Origin of the sequence: Mucilaginibacter inviolabilis (genome assembly GCF_011089895.1) — a bacterium.
GTDB classification, from domain to species: domain Bacteria; phylum Bacteroidota; class Bacteroidia; order Sphingobacteriales; family Sphingobacteriaceae; genus Mucilaginibacter; species Mucilaginibacter inviolabilis.
Genome location: NZ_JAANAT010000001.1, coordinates 897,844 through 919,569, shown reverse-complemented (window position 1 = coordinate 919,569; position 21,726 = coordinate 897,844). Strand labels below are relative to the sequence as shown.

Sequence of the window (21,726 nt, the reverse complement as noted above, 5' to 3'; positions counted from 1 at the left end):
TGCAAATAGATTCCCCTTCAAAAATCGATAATTCAATAATTAGCTCCAATCACTAATTCACTAAATCAATAATTCAATAATTGTATAAGGATGAAGCAAGAAAAAATTCCAACCGGCAAGGTATTAACTACCGATCCGTTCCCGGCCTCCAGAAAAGTTTTTGTAAAAGGCGAGCTGCATGACATCCAGGTAGCCATGCGCGAGATCAGTTTAAACGATACTAAACTGCACGGCCGCTTTGGCGAAACAGAACCCAACGCGCCCGTTACTGTTTATGATACCAGCGGCCCGTATACTGATACTAACGCTACTATTGATGTTAAAAAAGGGCTACCCCGTTTACGTGAGCAGTGGATCTTGAACCGGGCAGATGTGGAACAACTGGAAGGCATATCCTCCCAATACGGGCAACAGCGTTTAAACGATAGCAGCCTGGACGAATTGCGCTTTGCTCATGTAAGCAAACCTTTGCGGGCAAAGGAAGGTATGAACGTATCGCAGATGCATTATGCCAGAAAAGGCATTATTACACCCGAAATGGAGTATATCGCTATTCGTGAAAATCAACGTATCGACTTGTTAAAGGAGCAATTAAACGGACAATACGAGGTGATGAGCCATCAGCACCAGGGCCATAGCTTTGGAGCAAATACCCCAAAAGGATATATCACTCCCGAGTTTGTACGTTCGGAAGTTGCCGCCGGTCGTGCCGTGATTCCTTCCAACATCAATCACCCCGAAATTGAGCCGATGATCATTGGTCGTAATTTTTTGGTGAAGATCAATGCCAACATCGGCAACTCGGCTGTTACTTCCAGCATTGAAGAGGAAGTTGAAAAAGCAGTATGGGCCTGCCGCTGGGGAGCGGATACCATCATGGATCTTTCAACCGGGAAAAATATCCATGAAACCCGCGAATGGATCATCCGTAATTCGCCCGTACCTATCGGCACCGTACCTATTTACCAGGCCCTGGAAAAAGTGAACGGTAAAGCGGAGGACCTGACCTGGGAGCTGTTCCGGGATACATTGATTGAGCAGGCAGAACAAGGCGTAGATTATTTCACTATTCATGCGGGTGTACTGTTACGCTATGTACCGCTCACGGCCAAGCGTATCACCGGTATTGTATCAAGAGGAGGTTCTATCATGGCCAAATGGTGCCTGGCCCATCACAAAGAAAACTTCCTGTATACCCATTTTGAAGAGATTTGCCAGATCATGAAAGCCTATGACGTGGCTTTCTCCTTAGGCGATGGATTAAGACCAGGCTGTATTGCCGATGCTAATGATGCCGCGCAATTTGGAGAATTGGAAACTTTGGGCGAACTGACCAAAATTGCCTGGAAACACGATGTGCAAACCATTATTGAAGGCCCGGGCCACATCCCTATGCACATGATCAAGGAAAACATGGATAAGCAACTGGCCCATTGCGGGGAGGCACCATTCTATACCTTAGGACCGCTGACTACTGATATCGCTCCCGGTTACGATCATATTACCTCGGCTATTGGCGCCGCCATGATCGGCTGGTTTGGTACAGCCATGCTATGTTATGTTACGCCAAAAGAGCATTTAGGATTGCCTAATAAAAAAGATGTAAAAGACGGCGTGATCACCTATAAAATAGCGGCCCATGCGGCCGATCTGGCTAAAGGGCACCCCGGTGCACAATACCGGGATAATGCTTTGAGTAAGGCACGTTTTGAGTTTAGATGGGAAGATCAGTTTAACCTATCGCTTGATCCGGATACGGCCAGGGAGTTTCATGATGAAACCCTGCCTGCCGATGGCGCTAAGATCGCCCACTTCTGCTCTATGTGCGGCCCTAACTTCTGTTCGATGAAAATTACGCAGGATGTACGGGAATACGCCAAGGAAAACGGTGTAGATGAAGCAGATGTGTTGGCAAAAGGCATGGAGCAAAAATCAAAGGAGTTTGCTGAGAAAGGAAGCGAAATATACTTGTAAAAGCTAGCTGTCATGCTGAACCTATCGAAGCATGGTGGGCAGGCCTCTACACACGAGTCTTCGACAAGCTCAGACTGACCGACCACTAATGAATAAAGGTATATGCAACTGATAGTTATTTCACATCCGGATACGGTAACAAATGAAGCGCGGATAATCAACCAACTGTTTGATGCTGGCCTAACACGTTTTCATTTGCGAAAACCTGATTGGGATGAGAAGCAGCTGGTCAATTTACTAAGGCAGATTGATCAGACTTTTTATCCTTATATCGCTTTACATCAGCAGCATCATATTGCGGTAGATTTTAATACCAAGAGATTGCATTATACCGAAAAACACAGATTGGCAACAGAACCGAAAAAACTGATCCTTCAGAAAGAAGAAGGCTATGTATTGAGCACATCCACACATGCGGATAAAGACTTACGAAGTTTTAAAAACTTCGTAAGTCTTACTCAGGATATTACAAACAGTTCATCTCCTCTGTTTGATTATACTTTTTTCGGCCCTGTATTTAATAGTATATCCAAAGCGGGTTATCAAAGTCAGCTGCCCAATGATTTCCAGTTACCATCAAACATCGCAACACCAATTATTGCTTTAGGCGGTGTGAAACCCTCGAATTTGGACAAATTAAAATTCATGGGATTTGATGGCGCGGCAGTTTTGGGCACGATATGGAACGATTCCGTACAAGCGGTCACCAACTTCAGGAAATTACAGGAATACCTTTTAACAAAACAAGCATGATTCATAAACTTCATTATATATCGCAGCCACCAACAAATGGAACACATCTTACAGCCATAAAGGCGGCACTTAACGCCGGATGTAAATGGATCCAGCTCCGGGTAAAAGACGCGCCCGAAAACCTGATCCTGGAATATGCACTGGAAGCCCGGGCCTTATGCGAGGAATTTGGCGCGAAGCTGATTGTGAACGACCATCCGGAAATTGCGCTGAAAGCCGGTGCTTATGGACTGCACCTGGGCTTACAAGATATGCCCATTGCCCAGGCAAGGCAAATAGTGGGCAATCAAATGATCATCGGAGGAACGGCCAATACTTTTGAGCACGTTGAACAACGCGTTACAGAAGGTGCAGATTACATTGGCCTGGGCCCCTACCGGTTTACCAGGACTAAGCAAAAGCTAAGTCCGATTTTAGGATTGGAGGGCTACCAGGCGATTTTAGAGAAAGTAAGATCAGCCGGTATCAATATCCCCATTATCGCTATAGGTGGTATCGAACCAGATGATATCCAGGCTATCATGCAAACCGGGATATATGGTGTAGCCATTTCAGGAGCAATTACTCATGCTACCGATGCCGCACAAATAACTCAATTCATATATCAGCAATTAAACACGAATGCTTTGAAAGAAGCTTAAAATTTAAAAGAGATGTTAAAAATAGCCGATAAAACTTTCAGCTCCCGCCTGTTTACAGGTACGGGAAAATTCAGTTCATCCGCATTAATGGAAGAGGCATTGGTTGCTTCGGGATCAGAATTGGTTACCGTAGCCCTGAAACGCGTTGATGTGAGAAACAATGAACAGGACGACTTACTGATCCGCTTAAAATATCCACATATCAACCTGCTGCCTAACACCTCAGGTGTGCGCAATGCTAAAGAAGCTATTTTTGCAGCGCAACTGGCACGCGAAGCCCTGGAAACCAACTGGATAAAACTGGAAATCCACCCCGATCCTAAATACCTGATGCCCGACCCTATCGAAACCCTAAAAGCCACGGAAGAACTGGCCAAACTAGGTTTTGTGGTACTCCCCTACATCCATGCCGACCCGGTTTTGTGTAAGCGGTTAGAGGATGCCGGTACAGCAGCAGTAATGCCACTCGGCTCGCCTATCGGCAGCAACAAAGGATTAAAAACCATTGATTTTTTAGAGATCATCATAGCACAAAGCAATGTGCCTGTTATTATTGATGCAGGGATAGGTTCACCATCTGATGCCGCCCGGGCTCTTGAAATTGGAGCTGATGCTGTATTGGTAAACACCGCTATCGCTGTTTCCGGCAATCCGATACGTATGGCCACTGCCTTTAAAATTGCTGTAGAAGCAGGCCGGATAGCTTTTGAAGCTAAACTAGCCTCCCCTGTTTCGCATGCTGTTGCCAGCAGCCCCTTAACCTCGTTTTTAGATGCATAGCTTTAACGATATTTTTGAAACCTATAACTGGGATGAGGTAAAAGCCAGTATCTACGCCAAAACCGGTGCAGATGTAGAAAAAGCGTTATCAGCCACCAAACGTACCCTGGAAGACTTTAAAGCGCTGGTATCGCCTGCGGCTGCCCCTTATCTGGAGCAAATGGCACAACTTAGTCAGCAGCTTACCCTTAAACGCTTTGGTAAGGTAATTCAGATGTATGTACCGCTTTACCTATCCAACGAATGCAGTAATATTTGTACCTATTGTGGCTTTAGCTATGATAATAAGGTGAGGCGCAAAACCTTGTCGCCCATGGAAATTATGCAGGAGGTTGCGGTAATCAAAGCCATGGGCTATGAACACGTGCTTTTAGTGACCGGTGAAGACAACGTGACGGTTCATGTGGAATATTTTAAAAAAGTGCTGGAGCTTATCCGTCCGCATTTTGCGCACATCTCTATGGAGGTGCAACCTATGGATCTGGAAGATTATGCGCAGTTGACGCCCTATGGTTTAAACACGGTACTGGTTTACCAGGAAACCTATCACCGGGAGGATTACAAGAAACATCATCCAAAAGGAAAAAAATCCAATTTCAAGTATCGCCTCGAAACCCCCGACAGGCTTGGCCAGGCGGGTATCCATAAAATGGGTTTAGGGGTATTGATAGGTTTAGAGGACTGGCGGACAGACTGCTTTTTTACTGCCTTGCACCTCCATTACCTTGAAAAGAAATATTGGCAAAGTAAATATAGCCTGTCGTTCCCCCGGCTGCGTCCCTTCAGTGGTGGTCTGGAACCTAAGGTTGAAATGAACGACCGTGAGCTGGTGCAGCTAATATGTGCTTACCGTTTGTTTAACGAGGAAGTAGAGCTATCCATCTCTACCCGCGAATCACCTCATTTCCGGAATAACATCATTAAACTGGGCATCACCTCTATTAGCGCCGGGTCAAAAACCAACCCAGGTGGATATGCTGTTGAACCGGAATCATTGGAGCAGTTTGAAATTTCGGACGAACGGAGTCCGGCTGATATTGCTAAAGTGATCTCACAACAGGGCTATGAACCAGTATGGAAGGATTGGGATAATTGTTTAACATAGAGCCTCACCCTGCCCTCTCCTGAAGGAGAGGGTTCAAAATTTAAAAAATGTTGGAACGTGAAGAACTAAAACTATATAACCGCCAGATCATACTGCCCGAATTAGGGTTGGCCGGACAGGAAAAATTAAAAACTGCCAGGGTGCTGATGATTGGTGCAGGAGGCTTAGGTTGTCCAGTTTTGCAATACCTGGTAGCCGCCGGTGTTGGCTATGTGGGTATTGTTGATGATGATGTGGTAGATATCAGTAATCTGCACCGGCAAATCCTGTACTCCATTGCCGATGTTGGAAAACCCAAAGCCGAAACAGCTAAGCAAAAGCTGGAATGGTTAAACCCTTTTATTGAATTAACCGCTTACAAAGAAAGATTAACTGCCGACAATGCAGTAACGCTGATCGGCGGATACAATATAATTGTTGATGGCTCCGATAACTTTACCACACGTTACCTGGTTAATGATACTTGTGTGGCCTTAAATAAACCATTGGTATTTGGCTCTATTTTTAAGTTTGAAGGACAGGTATCGGTGTTCAATTATCAGAACGGCCCAAATTATCGCGATCTGTTTCCGGAGCCCCCTCCGGAAAATGAAGTACCCAATTGCGAAGAAGCGGGCGTTATCGGCGTTCTTCCGGGTATTATCGGCACCTATATGGCTAACGAAGTTATTAAGATCATCTGCGGTATAGGTGAAACCCTATCCGGCAAACTATTCAGCATGAACGCGCTGGATAATAATAGTATCAGCATATATAAAATAACTAAGCATGGGAAGGCAATTTCGGCCCCAGGGATCGTTAACCAGGCAGCAATTCCGGATCGTGAAATCAGCATGGAAACTTTAAACAACTGGCTCGCGCAAAACCCTGAAGAGATCTGCATCATTGACGTACGCGAAATCTATGAATTTGATGAATACAACATAGGTGGCATAAATATCCCACTGTACGAATTGCAAGAGTTTGCCGATGATATACCAGCCAACAAAAAACTGGTATTCATTTGCCAAACCGGCCAAAGAAGCAAAATAGCCCTGCAATGGACAGCATCGTACTTAAAGAATGAAAAATACAGCTTGAAAAATGGAATTAGACATAACCTTTGAACAGGCAGACATTTTGGGTTTACATGGTTTATACTTCCGAGGATCAACATTTATATATTTAATTAAAAATCAATAACTTAAATAAAAAACATTAGCATTTAATGGGTTTACATGTAAACCCACCCGGGGCCAAGTATTTAGTGTAATCAAATAAGCTTTGCCACTTTTTTTAGCATTATTTGCATATCTGCACATTCGCACATCTATTTTTATCCTAAATTCGCTCACGATAATTATACCGGGGCAAAGCATTGAGCACGATAGAAACACAGCACGGGAACCACCATTTTATTTTCAGAGACGCCAACCTGGAATCAATGACCAGCCGGGATATTGCCCGGCATAATCCAGCCGGTTTCTACACTGATGAAGAGGCCGGTCAATACCTTGTACCCATCAGTTTAGCTGTTAACGAAGGGGCCTTCCATCATCCTAAAAACGACACCTTTCCTACGGTTACCGTTTCACAGGATACTGAGCAATTATTACTTACCTGTACTTGTGCCAGTGAACTTGGGAAATTATGTGAGCATGAGGCCATAATACTGCAAACCATTCTAAAAAAGGAAGAGTTTGCCGTATTTTTTAATACCCGGCTGCGTCATCAAAAATTAAAAAACGCGGCCATACCTTATGGGTTGGAAAACGAGCCCGATCCCGATCAGTTTTTCCGCATCGAACTGTTGTTTAATAAACTGGTGATCAGCCCTCATTCCCCTGATCTTTTCCCGGTAACTAAAGAAAGCCTGAATACCCTGCGCGCGATGGTATCATCCGCTCCGGAGCAGCCACCAGCGTCATCTCCAGCGGATCAGGAACAAAGCATTTTTGTGGTTATCCGTGAGCATAAATATTATAAATACCTGCATGTAGAGCTTTTTGCTTCGGCCCTTACCAAAGAAGGAAAATTAAAAAACCCGCTGAACCGCCTGGAACCTATGGACCTGGTTTGGAAAACTACCGATCATGAGGAACTGAAATTTTATACCGGTATCAGCAAATTTCAAAATAACCTTACCGGCAAAAAAAGCGAAACCGATCTGGCCGCATTGCGTGCCATTGTCAAAAACCCAATGGGTTATCCTTTTTATTATCAGGATACAGAAAAGGGCGAAAAGATAAGCGCCTCATCGCTTATACCCGTTAAAGTAGCACAACTTCCGCCCGGGGTGCAGATGCGTGTAAAACCCGATGGACCTTTTTTTGAACTAACGCTTGATCTGGAAATAGATGGCAACCGCCATACCCTAAAAGATCAACGCATCATGTTTAGCTATTTTCTGCTAAACGGTGATACCCTATATCTGGCCGATAACCTGCAGGCCTTAAATGTGATGAGTTTTTTAAAGCAAAGGCCCGGTAATTTGCTCGTACATCAATCCAAATACCCTTTGATCAAAAGTCAATGGCTGGGTAAACTTGAGGATACCATTGATGTAAAGTACCAGCATATCCAACAGGCAACACCAAAACAGTTGGAACAATTGGGCTTTAACCAGGATCCCGAAAAGATCATTTACCTGTCGGACTTTGGGAGCCATGTAATGCTCATCCCGGTAATGCGGTACGGAGAAGCTGAAATACAGGTTCGTACCAAAAGAAATATCTATGCTACCGATGCCAAAGGGAAAGAATTCCAGGTACAGCGTAATGAACCCGCAGAAAGGGCCTTTATAGCCAGCCTGATCACACAGCATCCTTATTTTGAAGAACAGGCAGATGATGACCTGTACTATTTTTACCTGCACAAAAAACATTTCCTGAATGAGGACTGGTTTCTGGATGTTTTTGAACAGTGGCAACAGCAGCGCATTACTATACTGGGTTTTAACGAGATAGAAGGTAACCGGCTTAGTCCTTATAAAATCAGTATCGATATTAAGGTATTGAGTGGTATGAACTGGTTCAATACCATTATACAGGCCAAATACGGGCAGAAAAAGGCGAGTTTAAAGTCCTTGCATAAGGCCATCCGCAACAAAAGTAAGTTTATACAACTTGATGATGGTACCCTGGGCATCCTTCCTGCAGAGTGGATAGCTAAATTTGAAAGCTATTTTAATGCCGGCGAAGTTGTTAGCGATGATACTTTACATACACCTAAAATAAATTTCACGGCTATCGAAGAGCTTTATGATGCAGAAGTTTTAGCCGAAGAAGTTAAACAGGATTTGCGAAGCTATCGTGAAAAGTTTGCCAATTTTGAAACGATTGCTCCTGTTGATGTACCGGCCGAACTACTGGGTGCCCTTCGCCCCTATCAGCATCAGGGATTAAACTGGCTTAACTTTCTGGATGAGTTTAATTTTGGCGGTTGCCTGGCCGACGACATGGGGTTGGGAAAATCGATACAGGTGATTGCCTTTATCCTGTCGCAGCGTAAAAAAGTTAGTCAGAATACCAATCTGATTGTTGTTCCAACTTCCCTCATTTTTAACTGGCAGCAGGAAATACAAAAATTTGCGCCCTCTATCAGGTTACATACCCTTTACGGAGCCGACAGGGTAAAAGAAATACATGATTTTGACCGGTTTGAAATTATCCTTACAAGCTACGGCAATATGCTCTCTGATGTTCGTTTCCTGAAAGATTATCATTTTAACTACGTCATTCTCGATGAGTCGCAAAACATCAAAAACCCATCATCGCAAAGATATAGGGCTGCGCGCCTGTTAAAATCGCGCAATAAACTGGTGGTAACCGGTACACCTATCGAAAACAATACCTTTGATCTTTATGGTCAGCTTTCTTTTGCCTGTCCGGGTTTACTGGGCGGTAAACAATATTTCAAGGATATCTACCCCACCCCAATCGATCAGTTCAAAAGCAGCATCCGTGCTTCAGAATTACAAAAGAAGATAAAGCCTTTTATTCTGCGAAGAACCAAGGAGCAGGTTGCCGGCGATTTGCCAGAGAAAACAGAAATGGTACTGCATTGTGAAATGGGTGCCGAACAAAAACGGATTTACGATGCTTACGAAAAGGAATTCAGGGAATATATATCAGCTATCAACAACGAAGAGCTTAAAAAAAACCCGATGAACGTATTGAAGGGGCTTACCAAACTTCGCCAGATCTGCGATTCGCCTGTTTTATTGAGCGGCGACCGGCTGCCGGGCAAGGAATCGGCCAAGATTGATACCCTGATTGAACAGATTGAAAGTAAATCGCCTGAACATAAAATATTGGTATTTTCGCAGTTTACAGGCATGCTTGATTTGGTAAGTAAAGAGCTCCTTAGCCGAAAGATCTCCTTTGTGCAGTTAACCGGCAAAACCCGTAACCGCGAAGCTGTAGTACAATCCTTTCAGCAAGATCATAACTGCCGGGTATTTCTCATTAGTCTCAAAGCAGGCGGTACTGGACTTAATTTAACGGAAGCCGATTATATCTACCTCATTGATCCCTGGTGGAATCCTGCAGTCGAAAACCAGGCTATTGACCGTGCCCATCGCATTGGGCAAAACAAAAGAGTGGTAGCCATAAGGTTAATCTGTCCCGGTACTGTAGAAGAAAAGATCATGAAGGTACAGGAAAACAAAAAAGACCTGGTTCATGATCTGGTTAAAACAGATACCAACATTCTCAAAGCCCTATCCCGGCAAGATCTGTTGGATTTGTTGACACCTATGCATGTTTTATCAGATTAGGGAAGTTGTGGGGGTTCGAGTCCCTTCTTCCGCACACAGAAAAAGCTGAGTAGTATTTCAAACCACTCAACTTTTTCATTTTAAAGCTCAATTGCATCAAAACATTTTTATCCTGACACCGCCATTGATTACCACCCCTTCCAATGGCGCATACACGTCCTTAAACATAGGGCTGGTTACAGTTCCTGTGTATAACGCTCCCCATTTACCTTGGCGCTGATCGGTCAGGTTTTCGGCGTTAATGAATACATCTATATGTTTCCACATTTTCTGCACCAATGCGCCAAATGTCCAGTAGGAACGCCCGGAGGTACCCCCACTCAATAATTGTTCACCGGTATAAAATCCTTCTAAACCGGCACGGAAGTGATGCTCGACTTCATAGGTAAGATCGGCATTCAATTGCTGTTTCGGTGTCAATGTCTGCGCGCTGTTCATCCCATTAAAATTCCGCTGCACATCATTATAAGTATAACCCAGATAAATACCCAATTCATCAATCAGTAGTTTAACATTCGTTTCAGCTCCTTTACTAAGCAGATAACCAGGCGCATTGACAAACGCATTGTTCTGTAAGATCAAAGGGTCGTTTACTTTGGTCAGAAACAATAATTCATTAACCTGTAAGAACGCATCACCCACAGCACCTTTATAGGTGAAGTCCCAATTAGCGCCGGCTGAGCGTTCGGCTTTAGTCGCGCCGATATTCAACGGTTGCAGGTAGCGGTAACCCTGCTCTTCGGCATCATCATTAAAAATGTCTGGCATTTTGTAACCCAGCCCACCGCCTAAACGGCTGCTCCAATGTTCATTCATCTTAAATAAGATATTTATACGCGGTAATAAAAACCAGCCATTCGCTGGCGAGGCGGGTGAAGGCGAATTGCCATCTAAGCGAAGTCCGCTTTCTACTGCAAACCACTGAGCCGGTTTAAAAGTGTTTTGTATAAATAATCCATACGTATTACGTCTATAACCCAGGTCGGCACTCCCACCCTTTGGTGTCAATCGATCTGTCCATATATCGGCGCCAGCCACCCAACTAGTGGTTTTACTATTGCGCAAATAATTCGCTTCAGCATAAGATGAAACCTGTACACCCTTAAACTCAAACTGCGGTTGAGTTATCTTCCGGTTGAAATAGCCAATCGTACCTTTAAAGTTCAATCGACTGGCACTGTCGACCTTGTGCGTATAGGAAACTTGCGAGGATAAACGGTCGCTGATGTTGTGTTCGAAATACTGGTGCTGACTATCGGTGTTACCGCTGATTACCTGCATGTCACCACCAAGGCGATCTTCGTGCAGGACGTTAACACCCAGCCATAAAGAATCTTTGCAGCTGGGTTTCCAAAAGATCTTCGGGTTGAGTAAAAAACGGTTGGTTTTAGGAATGGCTGAAAAACCGGTATTTCCCGGATCGTAAGCACCGTTGTAATTATAAGCACTGAAGATTGTTGTACCAATTTTGCTCCATTCCTGGCTATAAAAACCGCTGGCATCGGTACCATTTGCTGAGTTCTGATTGAGCAAAAAACTTAGTTCCGGATGTTTACCGGGCGTTTTGCTGATTAGGTTCACCAAACCTGCAATGGCACCGCCCCCATATAAAGTAGAGGCTGAACCCTTAATGATTTCCACCTGCTTCAAATTCAGCGGTGATACCTGTACTAAACCCAGGCCACCCGAAAAACCGTCATAAGTGGGCAAGCCATCCTGTAACAATTGGGTATAGCGGCTGTCCAACCCTTCGATACGGAAATTGGCCAACCCGCTAACGGCGGAAGTAGCTTGAACATGCACGCCGGTGATCTCGCCCAGTAACATTTTGATATCGCCGGGCCGCATCGTACCTTTCTCGTCCAGTTCTTCCGACGGCAACGCTTCGATGCGGGTTGGAATATCGCTTCGATTCTGTCCGGTGCGATTAGTTTGCACCACTACTTCGGCCAGTTCACCCGACATCGGTTCGAGGTAAACTTCGATAAGCTGATCAGCATATTTTGACGGTAGTATAAGGGTTTTATCCCCCGGCAAATAGCCGATCATACTTAGTTTAACCTCATATTTACCAGCCGGAATACCTGTGATCGTGATATGGCCGCTGGAATCCGAAGCATTTCCTCGCTTTAGATCAGTGATATAAGCCGTTGCACCTATCAACGGCAATTTGCTCCCGTCGTCTTTCACGACCAGGCGTAAATTATATTGTGCATGTGCTGAAAAAGAAAGCAGCAGCACAAGCCCTAAAAAAAGTTTGCGCATGAAAAATTAGCGTTTAGCGTAAAAAGTTAGAATAATAAAATTGGTGATACGCTTATACCAAAGGTGGGCGGAATAATGAAGGATGGTAATCGCTTAGCGCAGCAGAAAAATAGTGTCTGGATGGCTTTGTGCCGAAGCCCAACAGCAAGGGCTGGGTCAAAGTAAGAGATGGTTGTACGGTAACAGCAAAGGATGGGCTACCCTGAAATTGTAAAGCGCCGGGTTTAGACGGCTGATCATGCTGGTTATGGCCTAATATGTCTTTACCATTCAATACATAATCACCTATGAAGTCCAGTATACCTTTTTCATCTGGTGACACCACCTTTTCATATGCCTGATATATACGGGGCAATTCTTTAATCATGGAATAATCACCTAATGGCAAAACAATACTGCCAAGAAGCAATTGCCCTATCATCCAAAAAACTGCAATCTTTTTAGCCATTACTGCAAAGAAACAAAAAGCTTATCCAAAGCTACTGCAAAAATCTGTACAAAGTTTGGACAGGAATTTTATTCTTAATTTTTGAGAATACCTTTATAACATCTAAAGTCCCGTCCAGGTGTTCTAATAAGTTCCTATCCACCCCACATAAAACAACAAAACCCGACTATTATCAGGTTTTGTTGCTTATCGTAAATAAAATCACTTGGGTGCTTACTACCAAATCTTTACTCTTTGATTTTCTGGTTTGTAATTCTTATCACCAGGCTGTACATTAAATGCCTTATAAAAGGGGGCAAAATTCATTAAAGGGCCATTTACACGCCACATAGCCGGCGAGTGCGGATTTGTGTTTACGTAGGTGCGAAGAAATGCATCTCTTGTTTTCACCCGCCATATTCTGGCAATAGAAAGGAAGAAGCGCTGGTCCGGGGTAAAACCGTCAATTTTAACAGAACCTTTTCCCTGTTCCGTCATCTTAAATGCATCATAGGCAATAGCAATGCCCCCATTATCGGCGGTGTTTTCACCCAATGTCAGGGCTCCCTTTATATGAACGGTATCTAAAACGGTAAATGAGCCGTATAAATCAGCTAACTGTTTTGTTTTCTCCCTAAACTTTTGATAATCTTCCTTTGTCCACCAGTTTTTTACGTTACCATCCTTATCAAATTGTGCGCCCTGATCATCAAAGGCATGCGTCATCTCGTGGCCAATCACCATCCCTATGCCTCCATAATTGATGGCATCATCTGCCGAAAAATCAAAATAAGGGAATTGCAAAATACCGGCGGGGAAAACAACTTCATTAAAAGATGGATTATAGTAAGCCGTAACCGTAGATGGTGTTGTACCCCATTCTGTTTTATCAACCGGCTTGTTCAATTTTGCCAATTCAAAATTATAATCGTTTTGGTTAAGCGAAAGGATATTTTCAAAGTATTTGGTTCTATTAATCTGCACCTTATCGTAATTGCGCCATTTATCAGGGTAGCCCAATTTTTTGGTAATGGCGTATAATTTTTCTTTTGCTTTTTGTTTGGTGCTATCACTCATCCAATCCAAATGGTTGATCCTGTTTTCGAAAGATTTTTGCAAATTGTTTACTAATGCAAGTACACGTTTTTTTGCGCCCTCATTAAAATATCGTTTCACATACAATTGCCCTAAAGCCTGCCCTAAGTAGCCGTCAACGTTTTCGGTCATGATCTGCCTGCGGGATTTTTGTTTGGCTTGCCCCGATAATACTTTACTAAATTCAAATGAGGCATCCACAAATGGTTTACTAAGCGTTTCGGCGTAGTTTTCCAGTGTACTTGCTTTTAAATAGATTTTCCAGTCATGTATAGATATTGATTTCAGTTGTTCATTTAACTTATCATAATAAGCAGGTTGGGTCATATCAATAGAGTCGGTTGTTGCACCTAAGTCGGCAAGCAATGATTCCCATCCTATATTAGTTTGTGTTTTATTGATGGATGCAACTGCTATTTTATGATAATTTGCGTTTACATCTCTTAGTTCAATATTTGTTTTATGTGATGCCGCGTTTTGTTTTTCGATACTGTAAGTAACATCTGCATCCTTAGTAGCTGTGGCAACACCACTACCGGTTAATTGAAATAAGGTGCGGATGTATTTTTTATAGGCTTGCTGAATGAGGAGTGTAGATGAATCTGTTTTGAAATAATAATCCCTTTCAGGCAAGCCAATACCAGTTTGAGAAACATGGGCAATGTTGATGCTGCTGTTTTTGTTATCAGGATAAATATTAAAGCTAATGATCGAGCGGTTCCCGCTTTTTAATTCCGCTGCTACGAATTTGATCAGCGATGGTATGTTGTTAATGACGTCAATACGCGCAAGTATTGGCTTAATGGGTTGGTATCCGCGTTGGTTAATGGTAGCCATATCCATACCTGAAGCATAAAAATCACCTACCTTCTGTTCAACACTTCCCATATTATTTTTGGTTTTCGAAACACTGTCCAGGATGTTTTGCAACAGTTGCTTTTGCGGGATGTTCATGAAACTATATGAACCTACGCCCGATTGATCGCTGGCAATTTTTGCGGTGTCATACCAGCGCCCGTTAACATAGCGAAAGAAATTGTCGCCGGGTTTTGTCAGGGAGTCAATTCCGGCTACATCAACAAAACTCCTTTTGTGACCATCCCGATAATTCCATGCGCTCAAAACGACTAACGCAACGCACAGATAAAATACTTTATTCATAAACTGCTAGATTTTTTTTAAAGTTACTGATTTTTTTGCCCGGCAGTAAAATGACCAAGAGAAGATATTGTTGATACGATTACAGGTATCTCCTCTCCTAAAATCAGATCATTTGAAAGGCGAAAAGCGCTAAATAAAAAGTTTCCCTGAACATAAAAAGCCCCTTAATTCCTTAAGAAGCTTTTTATGTTTTAATAATAAATTGATAGGTGTTTATCTATTTAGCCCGCTCAACGTATTCGCCGGTGCGGGTATCAACTTTTATTTTATCACCCTGATTAACAAAGAGTGGTACTTTAATTTCTACTCCGTTTTCTGTAGTTGCTGTTTTCATTGCCCCCGATGAGGTATCACCTTTAACGGCAGGTTCGGCGTAGGTAATCTCCAGATCCACAAAGTTGGGTGCTACTGCCATGATCGGTTCTTCGCTTTCAAACGAAACAATCACGCTCATTCCTTCTTTCAGGAATTTCACCGCGGGCCCAAAAAGCGCTTTCGGGATATTATGCTGTTCGAAAGTGGTGTTATCCATGATCACCATGGCGTCTCCATCTTCATACAGGTATTGAAAATCGTTTGTTTCTACACGGCAAATTTCAACCTGCTCATCGGTAGCTAAGCGAGCTTCAACAATTTTCCCTGTTTTTATGTTACGAAACTTATCCAGATAGAATGCTCCGCCTTTACCTGGTGTACGATGCAGTACTTCTGTTACGGTTACCAGTTCGCCGTTGAAGCGTAGTATATTACCTACTTTAATTTCGGATGCCTTTGCCATGAAAATATAATTAGAAAATTTAAGTCCCAAAGATAGATTAACTTTGTTAATCACCTAAAATTAAATCTCACCCCGTCAGAATTAAGGGGACTTGTCCCGAAGGAGAAGCCCTTTCTCCGTCGAAAAGCTTACCCTACTTCATAACAGGCAATATAATCTTCGAGCTGTTATGATAGATGTGGATGGTTTCTTTTATAAAATCGGCATCCTTTGCCTGGTTAATATCAACAAACTGCTGCGGATTCCTGTCTGTTAACGGAAACCAGCTGCTTTGCACCTGGATCATTATTTTATGGCCTTTTTTAAAGGTATGTGCAACATCGGGCAGGATGTATTTTACCCGTGTTGGTTTGCCGGGTATAAACGGCTCTGGTTTCTCAAAGCTATTACGGAATTTGCCGCGCATAATTTCGGCACGCACCAGCATCTGGTAACCGCCCATCGGGTATTTTGTAACCGGGTTGGCTGGCGTATCTTCTGGAAACACATCAATCAACTTCACTACAAAATCTGCATCTGTGCTTGATAAACTTACCATCAGATCGGCTACAAGCGGGCCAGCTAGTGTTATATTGTCTGTTAACACGCCTGTATCATAAACCAGCACATCTGTACGGCGGGCGGCAAAACGCTGATCATCATCCATATACTCCCGGGTTCGGTTGGCGTGCACTTTTTCGGCGTAAGGGACAGGTTTGGCGGGGTCACTTATGTAACTATCAAACGTAGGTTTAGCACTTTTTGTAGCTTCAAATGATAGTTTACCATTTGCCTGCAGATAAACAGGCGTTTGTTTAATATAGGCCAGTGGCCATTGCGAAAATTTGTGCCATTTATTTTCACCTGTAAAAAAAACATTCACCTTACTTAAGGTGTCTGTCCCCTTTCCTTTTAGATAATAATTAAAGAATGGGACTTCCATATCCTGGTAATATAGTGAGGTATTGCTGTCAAACCGTACATTGCCTAAATGGGTGCCATCCTTACTGGCCCATTGCCCGTGGTACCAGGGCCCCATGACCAGTTTACTGTTAGTTGCCGGGCTTTGCTTAATCAAAGCTTCATAAGTATGCCAGGCACCGTAACCGTCTTCGGCGTCAAAGAGGCCACCGGTTATGAGCATAGCCGGTTTAACATTTTTTATTCCGCTACGGGCATCACGGGCCTTCCACCAGGCATCCAGATTGGGATGATTCATCATATCGCTCCAAAATTTCATGGTATCACCACTCAGTTTGGTAAAATGGGGCATTGCCCCTATCTTTAAATAATAATCGTAATTATCATTATAGTTTATATTGACACCTTTTGTACCTTTTATGGACGGTGTACGGCTCGGTGCGCTAAAGCCATAACCCACATGGAAATCAAAAGCATCCATCAGCATCATGACTCCATTGTGGTGGTCGTCATCGCCAAAAAAGCGATCAGTAACCGGTGCCTGCGGACTAACTGCCTTTAAGGCTGGGTGACCGCTTAGCGCTATCATAGTGGCATAAAAGCCCGGGAATGATATACCTATTCCACCAACATTGCCATTATTGTTATCAATGTTTTTTACAAGCCAGTCAATAGTGTCGTAACTGTCGCTTGCCTCATCAATATCTTTATTTGTTTTTTTATTGGGGTTAAAGGGGCGTACAACTTCAAATATACCTTCACTCATATATTTGCCACGAATATCCTGGTTAACCATAATATAACCCTCATGGCAATAGCGCATCATATAACTACGCCAATAGGGTCTGTAAGCTGTTCCATAGGGCCCAACAGAATAAGGTGTTCGGGTAAGCAATATAGGGTGTTTTTCTGATTGATCTTTGGGTATATAAATAGATGTAAAAAGCTTAACCCCATCCCGCATCGGTATGGTCACCTCTTTTTTAGTATAGTTATTTACAAACCAGGTTGAATCGGCATTTTGAGCGATTCCTGTAATTGGAAAAAATAACAGGATAAATAGGTAAATATTTTTCATATCGAACATCGAAACTTTGAAAGTAAATATATTGAATTTAGGCGGCAAGAAAACAAAAACCCAGTCAAAGTGACCGGGTTTAAATACCGTTGACTCTTAAGAATACAATAAATATATTCTATTGATAATCAATAAAATATATCATATCCAATAATAATTACTCCATTAATTATTAAACAACCAGGCCGCTAATTTATAATTCCAGTTAAAATAATCTGCCGATGGCGCCTTTTTAGCATTAAATACAAACAGCGGAACCTGTGCTTCGTATTCCGAACCATGACTTCTGTAAGTATCCGGCAGCTTTTCATACGATCCGGTTTCCAAATGTCCAAAAACAGTTTCCCGGTCGCCCAATACCATAAAATCACCAATCCTACTGGGCATTAAATGATACTTTTTTACAGCTTCAGCTTTGGTTAAAACAGCATCTACGCCTTGTACCTTGACCAGATTTTGCCGTACTTTTTCGGCATCACTGCTTTTTTGTAAATAAACATAAGCTGCCCCACCAAGCCCTCTGTGGTGTACAATGTATCTGTCTTTTTCCGGACTGATCACAATTTTAACTGGGGTTTGTTGTTCTGCCAGGTATTTTTCCAGGTCCCAGGCCTGAGATTTGTGATTCAGGTCATGATCAGCTGTCAGTAAAATGGCAGCATCGGGTGCTGTGCTATGAAGCTGGGCTATATAATTGTCAATATTTGTCAGAAAAACCTTTACACTGTCGCTTTCGGGCGGCCACATATGCATGGGATAGTCGGTAGTGTGGATATATATCAATTTTACATTCTTATCAGTCTTCAACAAAGTATTAGCAGCGGTAAATAACTGATAACTAACTTCCCTGGAATAAACATCTGAAAAACGTAACGGGGTGCCGTTCCATTTGGTTTGGGCGGTAAGACATTCTGGGCATATTGTATAATCGGCATATTGACCCAGTACATCTATTGTTTTCTTTTTTACAGAAAGAAGAGCCGATTTAACACCTTGTGCATGCGCTTTTTGAAAGATAGATGGACTAAGCAGTATTGACGGATCTTCTATGTAAACCTCTTGCTGTTTTTTGTCATCATAAAATACATTGCCTGTAATACCATTTTGTTCGGGAGGGGTACCAGTGGCAATAGCCATGTTGTTTACATTAGTAACAGCAGGCATCAACGACGGAACAACCTTGTAGATACCCTCCTTTTCCATTTGATTAAGAAAAGGCATTAATGCCTGCCGGTAGTACTTTTCGCCAAAACCGTCCATCATAATCACAATTATCCTTTGTCCGTTATATCTTTTCTGTGCGTATGAAGTACTCCCGCAAACAACGGTTACTAGTAGATAAATTATTGCGGATTTAAGTAAACTTTTCTTCATTTATAAATTGTGTTTTTAATAGGGATTACTGCCATTTTCTGGCGCTGTAAATTGCTGCAAATTACATACACGCGCTGCATACAATCAATGTGTATTGATTGGTACTTACCAACAATTGTGCATGACGATAGGATATAAAAATCTAAACCAAGCCATCTGAAACAAAAAAACCCAGTCGAATTGACCGGGTTTAAATGCTGTTTGTGCGGAAGAAGGGACTCGAACCCCCACGCCGTGAAGCGCCAGATCCTAAGTCTGGTGCGGCTACCAATTACGCCACTTCCGCATTAGGATTTTTAACAGGTCGCAAAGATAGTGTTTAATGGTAAATATTAAAACAAAATTTTCGTTTTTTAGCTATCTCCCTCATTTCTTTGTTATTAATTTAATGTTAAGGCCTGCATGATAGTTGTAAAGTAATCGGGAGCGTACAATAAACGGCTGCCATACCACGAAAACATTTCGCCATCAACCAGGATTACCTTAGCATTGGGTACCATCAGCTTAAATTCGTCTATATGTTTTTGCCTAAAAGGATATGGTTCTGATGATAAAAAGATCAGATCGGGGTTAAGATCTGTTATTTCCTGTGAGTTTATCTCTGGGTACCGTTTTTTATCTATGGCGTTGATCAATCCGCACCTTTGAAGCATGTTATCAATAAAAGTACCAGAACCGGCAACCATATAAGGTTTGCGCCATATAAAATAAGCTACTTTTAAATTCAAGGCAGGTAATAACAGATGAGTGAAGCGACTAATAATATCGTTATACAAAGCCCGGGCTTCCGTTTCACGATTTACAAGCAATCCTACAATTCTGATCATCTCCAGCGCGCTATTAAGATCATGGATATCGCTAATCCAAACCGGGTAAATGGCCATGAGTTCTTCTACCTGGCTACGCTCATTCTCTTCTTTATTGGCGATGATTAAATCTGGCTTTAAAGCCTTTATCTGGTCGATATTTAATTGTTTGGTTCCTCCTACTTTGGCTACTGCTTTAAATTTACTCTGCGGATGGATACAAAATTTGGTGATTCCGATAATCTCGGTATCGAGTCCTAAATGAAATAGCAATTCAGTTTGAGAGGGCACTATAGATATGATCCTTTGTGGAGATACCGGCAAACTGACCACACGATTGAGCTGATCGTGAAAAACAGCCATGTTAAAACGCGTTTTTCTCGCCTTTCACCACATTCCAAACAGTTAGGAAAATAATCTTCATGTCCAGCAGGAACGACCAGTTTTCTAAATACCAAACATCAGCCTCCACACGCTCCAGCATAGCCTGGGTTGTTTGTGTTTCACCCCTAAGGCCCTGTATCTGAGCCCAGCCAGTAATACCCGGTTTAAGAAAATGCCTTACCATGAAAGTATCTATCAGCTGCGAATATTGCTGGGTATGACTGATCATGTGTGGTCTTGGCCCAACTACAGACATATTACCCAAAAGCACATTAAAGAATTGTGGTAATTCATCAATACTTGTTTTACGAATAAACGCCCCGGTTTTGGTGATACGTGAATCGCCACGGGTAGCCTGTTTTTTATCAGAATCTTTATTTACCCGCATACTGCGGAATTTGTAACACTTAAAAGGCTTATTATCACGCCCAGAACGTTCCTGTACAAAAAATATAGGCCCCCTTGATTCCAATTTAATCAAAATGGCCAGTATCGGGAATAACCAGCTAAAAACAAATAAAATAATGAATAGAGAAAACGCTACGTCAAACAATCGTTTAATTGACCGGTTAAGCATGTTTTCTAAAGGTTCGGGCCTTACTGATATTACCGGGATATGCCCAAAACTTTGTATAAAGGTTGGCTTTTTGGCATAATCATAATATTCGGGTATAAATTTAAATCTGATGAGGTTTTTATCCGCGTCCAGCATCAGCTTTTCGATAGTTTGGGCTTCTGAATTTGGAAGGGTACAAAATATCTCATCAACTTTATTATTGAGCACATAACTGATACAATCCTCGGTTCCGCCCAGGTAAAGGCGTTTATCCATCGTGTGCTCGGTTCGATCATCAAAAAAACCAATCAGGCTATAACCGCGTTCCGGGTTTTGTTTAAAGAAGCTATGCAAATCTGACCCTATCCGGCCCCCACCAATAATAATTACAGCCCGCGTATCAATTAGCGAAGCGCGATCACTCTTACGGATAGTGAGGAAAATCAATTTCCACAACCCCAGCAAAAAGCCAAACAATGCCAGTGAATAGAACAAATATTCGCGGGTTATAAAGTAGGCCTTCGTTCCGATCAGTATAATTATGGTGAAACAAATAAAGCTTACAAATAAAAGATAAGTTTTAATTACACCACGGTAGGTTTTTATGGAGTCTTTATTTAAAACATGTTCATATAAACCGGTGATGTTAGCAGAGAGTAACCAAATTAAATTAAACACTAATACAATAGGCAAATATCTCCTGTTATTTATCCAAAAAATATATGATCTATCTTCGATGAAGTAAGAAATCACCATGCTTATATTAAGTATAATATAATCAATGGTAAGGTTCACTGCTTTAATAAAAGTAGCGTATCTGTGAATCATTTATTAGAGCTTATTACTGTAGAAAACACACGCTAAAATTAGCATAATTTATTTATATAGCAACC

At 42.4% G+C, this 21,726-nt stretch carries 15 protein-coding genes and 1 tRNA gene; 7 read left to right on the top strand and 9 right to left on the bottom strand.

Annotated features, from left to right (window positions below):
* Positions 1-90: 90 nt before the first annotated feature.
* From thiC to G7092_RS03515, 7 genes are all read left to right on the top strand, one after another.
* Complete coding sequence (gene thiC / locus G7092_RS03545) at positions 91-1,974, top strand: phosphomethylpyrimidine synthase ThiC (protein WP_166086245.1); 1,884 nt, start codon at positions 91-93, stop codon at positions 1,972-1,974.
* Between the two features lie 102 nt (positions 1,975-2,076).
* Positions 2,077-2,727: a thiamine phosphate synthase gene (locus tag G7092_RS03540; RefSeq protein WP_166086243.1), complete on the top strand. Its 651-nt coding sequence runs from the start codon at positions 2,077-2,079 to the stop codon at positions 2,725-2,727.
* A complete protein-coding gene (locus G7092_RS03535; protein WP_166086241.1) occupies positions 2,724-3,368 on the top strand; it encodes a thiamine phosphate synthase in 645 nt (214 codons plus the stop codon). The genes G7092_RS03540 and G7092_RS03535 overlap by 4 nt, the downstream gene beginning before the upstream one ends.
* A gap of 12 nt (positions 3,369-3,380) precedes the next feature.
* On the top strand, positions 3,381-4,148 hold the full coding sequence (locus tag G7092_RS03530) for a thiazole synthase (protein WP_166086239.1): 768 nt from the start codon (positions 3,381-3,383) through the stop codon (positions 4,146-4,148).
* A complete protein-coding gene (gene thiH, locus G7092_RS03525) occupies positions 4,141-5,253 on the top strand; it encodes a 2-iminoacetate synthase ThiH (protein ID WP_166086237.1) in 1,113 nt (370 codons plus the stop codon). The genes G7092_RS03530 and thiH overlap by 8 nt, the downstream gene beginning before the upstream one ends.
* 47 nt (positions 5,254-5,300) lie before the next feature.
* Positions 5,301-6,359, top strand: coding sequence for a HesA/MoeB/ThiF family protein (gene moeB / locus G7092_RS03520; protein WP_166086235.1), 1,059 nt, complete (start codon positions 5,301-5,303; stop codon positions 6,357-6,359).
* Between the two features lie 251 nt (positions 6,360-6,610).
* Positions 6,611-10,009 carry a DEAD/DEAH box helicase gene (locus tag G7092_RS03515; protein ID WP_235953769.1) on the top strand — a complete coding sequence of 1,133 codons (3,399 nt, stop codon included), beginning with the start codon at positions 6,611-6,613 and terminating at the stop codon, positions 10,007-10,009.
* Between the two features lie 96 nt (positions 10,010-10,105).
* Here G7092_RS03515 and G7092_RS03510 read toward each other — a convergent pair whose 3' ends face one another.
* From G7092_RS03510 to G7092_RS03470, 9 genes are all read right to left on the bottom strand, one after another.
* The gene (locus G7092_RS03510) at positions 10,106-12,274 is read right to left on the bottom strand and encodes a TonB-dependent receptor (protein WP_166086233.1); all 2,169 of its coding nucleotides are present in this window, start codon (positions 12,272-12,274) and stop codon (positions 10,106-10,108) included.
* A 52-nt stretch (positions 12,275-12,326) separates the two neighbouring features.
* The gene (locus tag G7092_RS03505) at positions 12,327-12,722 is read right to left on the bottom strand and encodes a hypothetical protein (RefSeq protein ID WP_166086231.1); all 396 of its coding nucleotides are present in this window, start codon (positions 12,720-12,722) and stop codon (positions 12,327-12,329) included.
* Between the two features lie 216 nt (positions 12,723-12,938).
* Entirely contained in the window at positions 12,939-14,957 is a 2,019-nt protein-coding gene (locus G7092_RS03500; protein WP_166086229.1) for a M13 family metallopeptidase, read from the bottom strand.
* A 217-nt stretch (positions 14,958-15,174) separates the two neighbouring features.
* Positions 15,175-15,735 carry an elongation factor P gene (gene efp, locus G7092_RS03495; protein WP_166086227.1) on the bottom strand — a complete coding sequence of 187 codons (561 nt, stop codon included), beginning with the start codon at positions 15,733-15,735 and terminating at the stop codon, positions 15,175-15,177.
* A 133-nt stretch (positions 15,736-15,868) separates the two neighbouring features.
* Complete coding sequence (locus G7092_RS03490) at positions 15,869-17,713, bottom strand: CocE/NonD family hydrolase (protein WP_166086225.1); 1,845 nt, start codon at positions 17,711-17,713, stop codon at positions 15,869-15,871.
* A 165-nt stretch (positions 17,714-17,878) separates the two neighbouring features.
* On the bottom strand, positions 17,879-19,087 hold the full coding sequence (locus tag G7092_RS03485) for an alkaline phosphatase family protein (protein ID WP_166086223.1): 1,209 nt from the start codon (positions 19,085-19,087) through the stop codon (positions 17,879-17,881).
* A 204-nt stretch (positions 19,088-19,291) separates the two neighbouring features.
* Positions 19,292-19,373, bottom strand: a tRNA-Leu gene (locus tag G7092_RS03480).
* 94 nt (positions 19,374-19,467) lie between these two features.
* Positions 19,468-20,256: an ABC transporter substrate-binding protein gene (locus G7092_RS03475; RefSeq protein ID WP_166086221.1), complete on the bottom strand. Its 789-nt coding sequence runs from the start codon at positions 20,254-20,256 to the stop codon at positions 19,468-19,470.
* A 1-nt stretch (position 20,257) separates the two neighbouring features.
* A complete protein-coding gene (locus G7092_RS03470) occupies positions 20,258-21,661 on the bottom strand; it encodes an undecaprenyl-phosphate glucose phosphotransferase (protein WP_166086219.1) in 1,404 nt (467 codons plus the stop codon).
* Positions 21,662-21,726 lie beyond the last annotated feature (65 nt).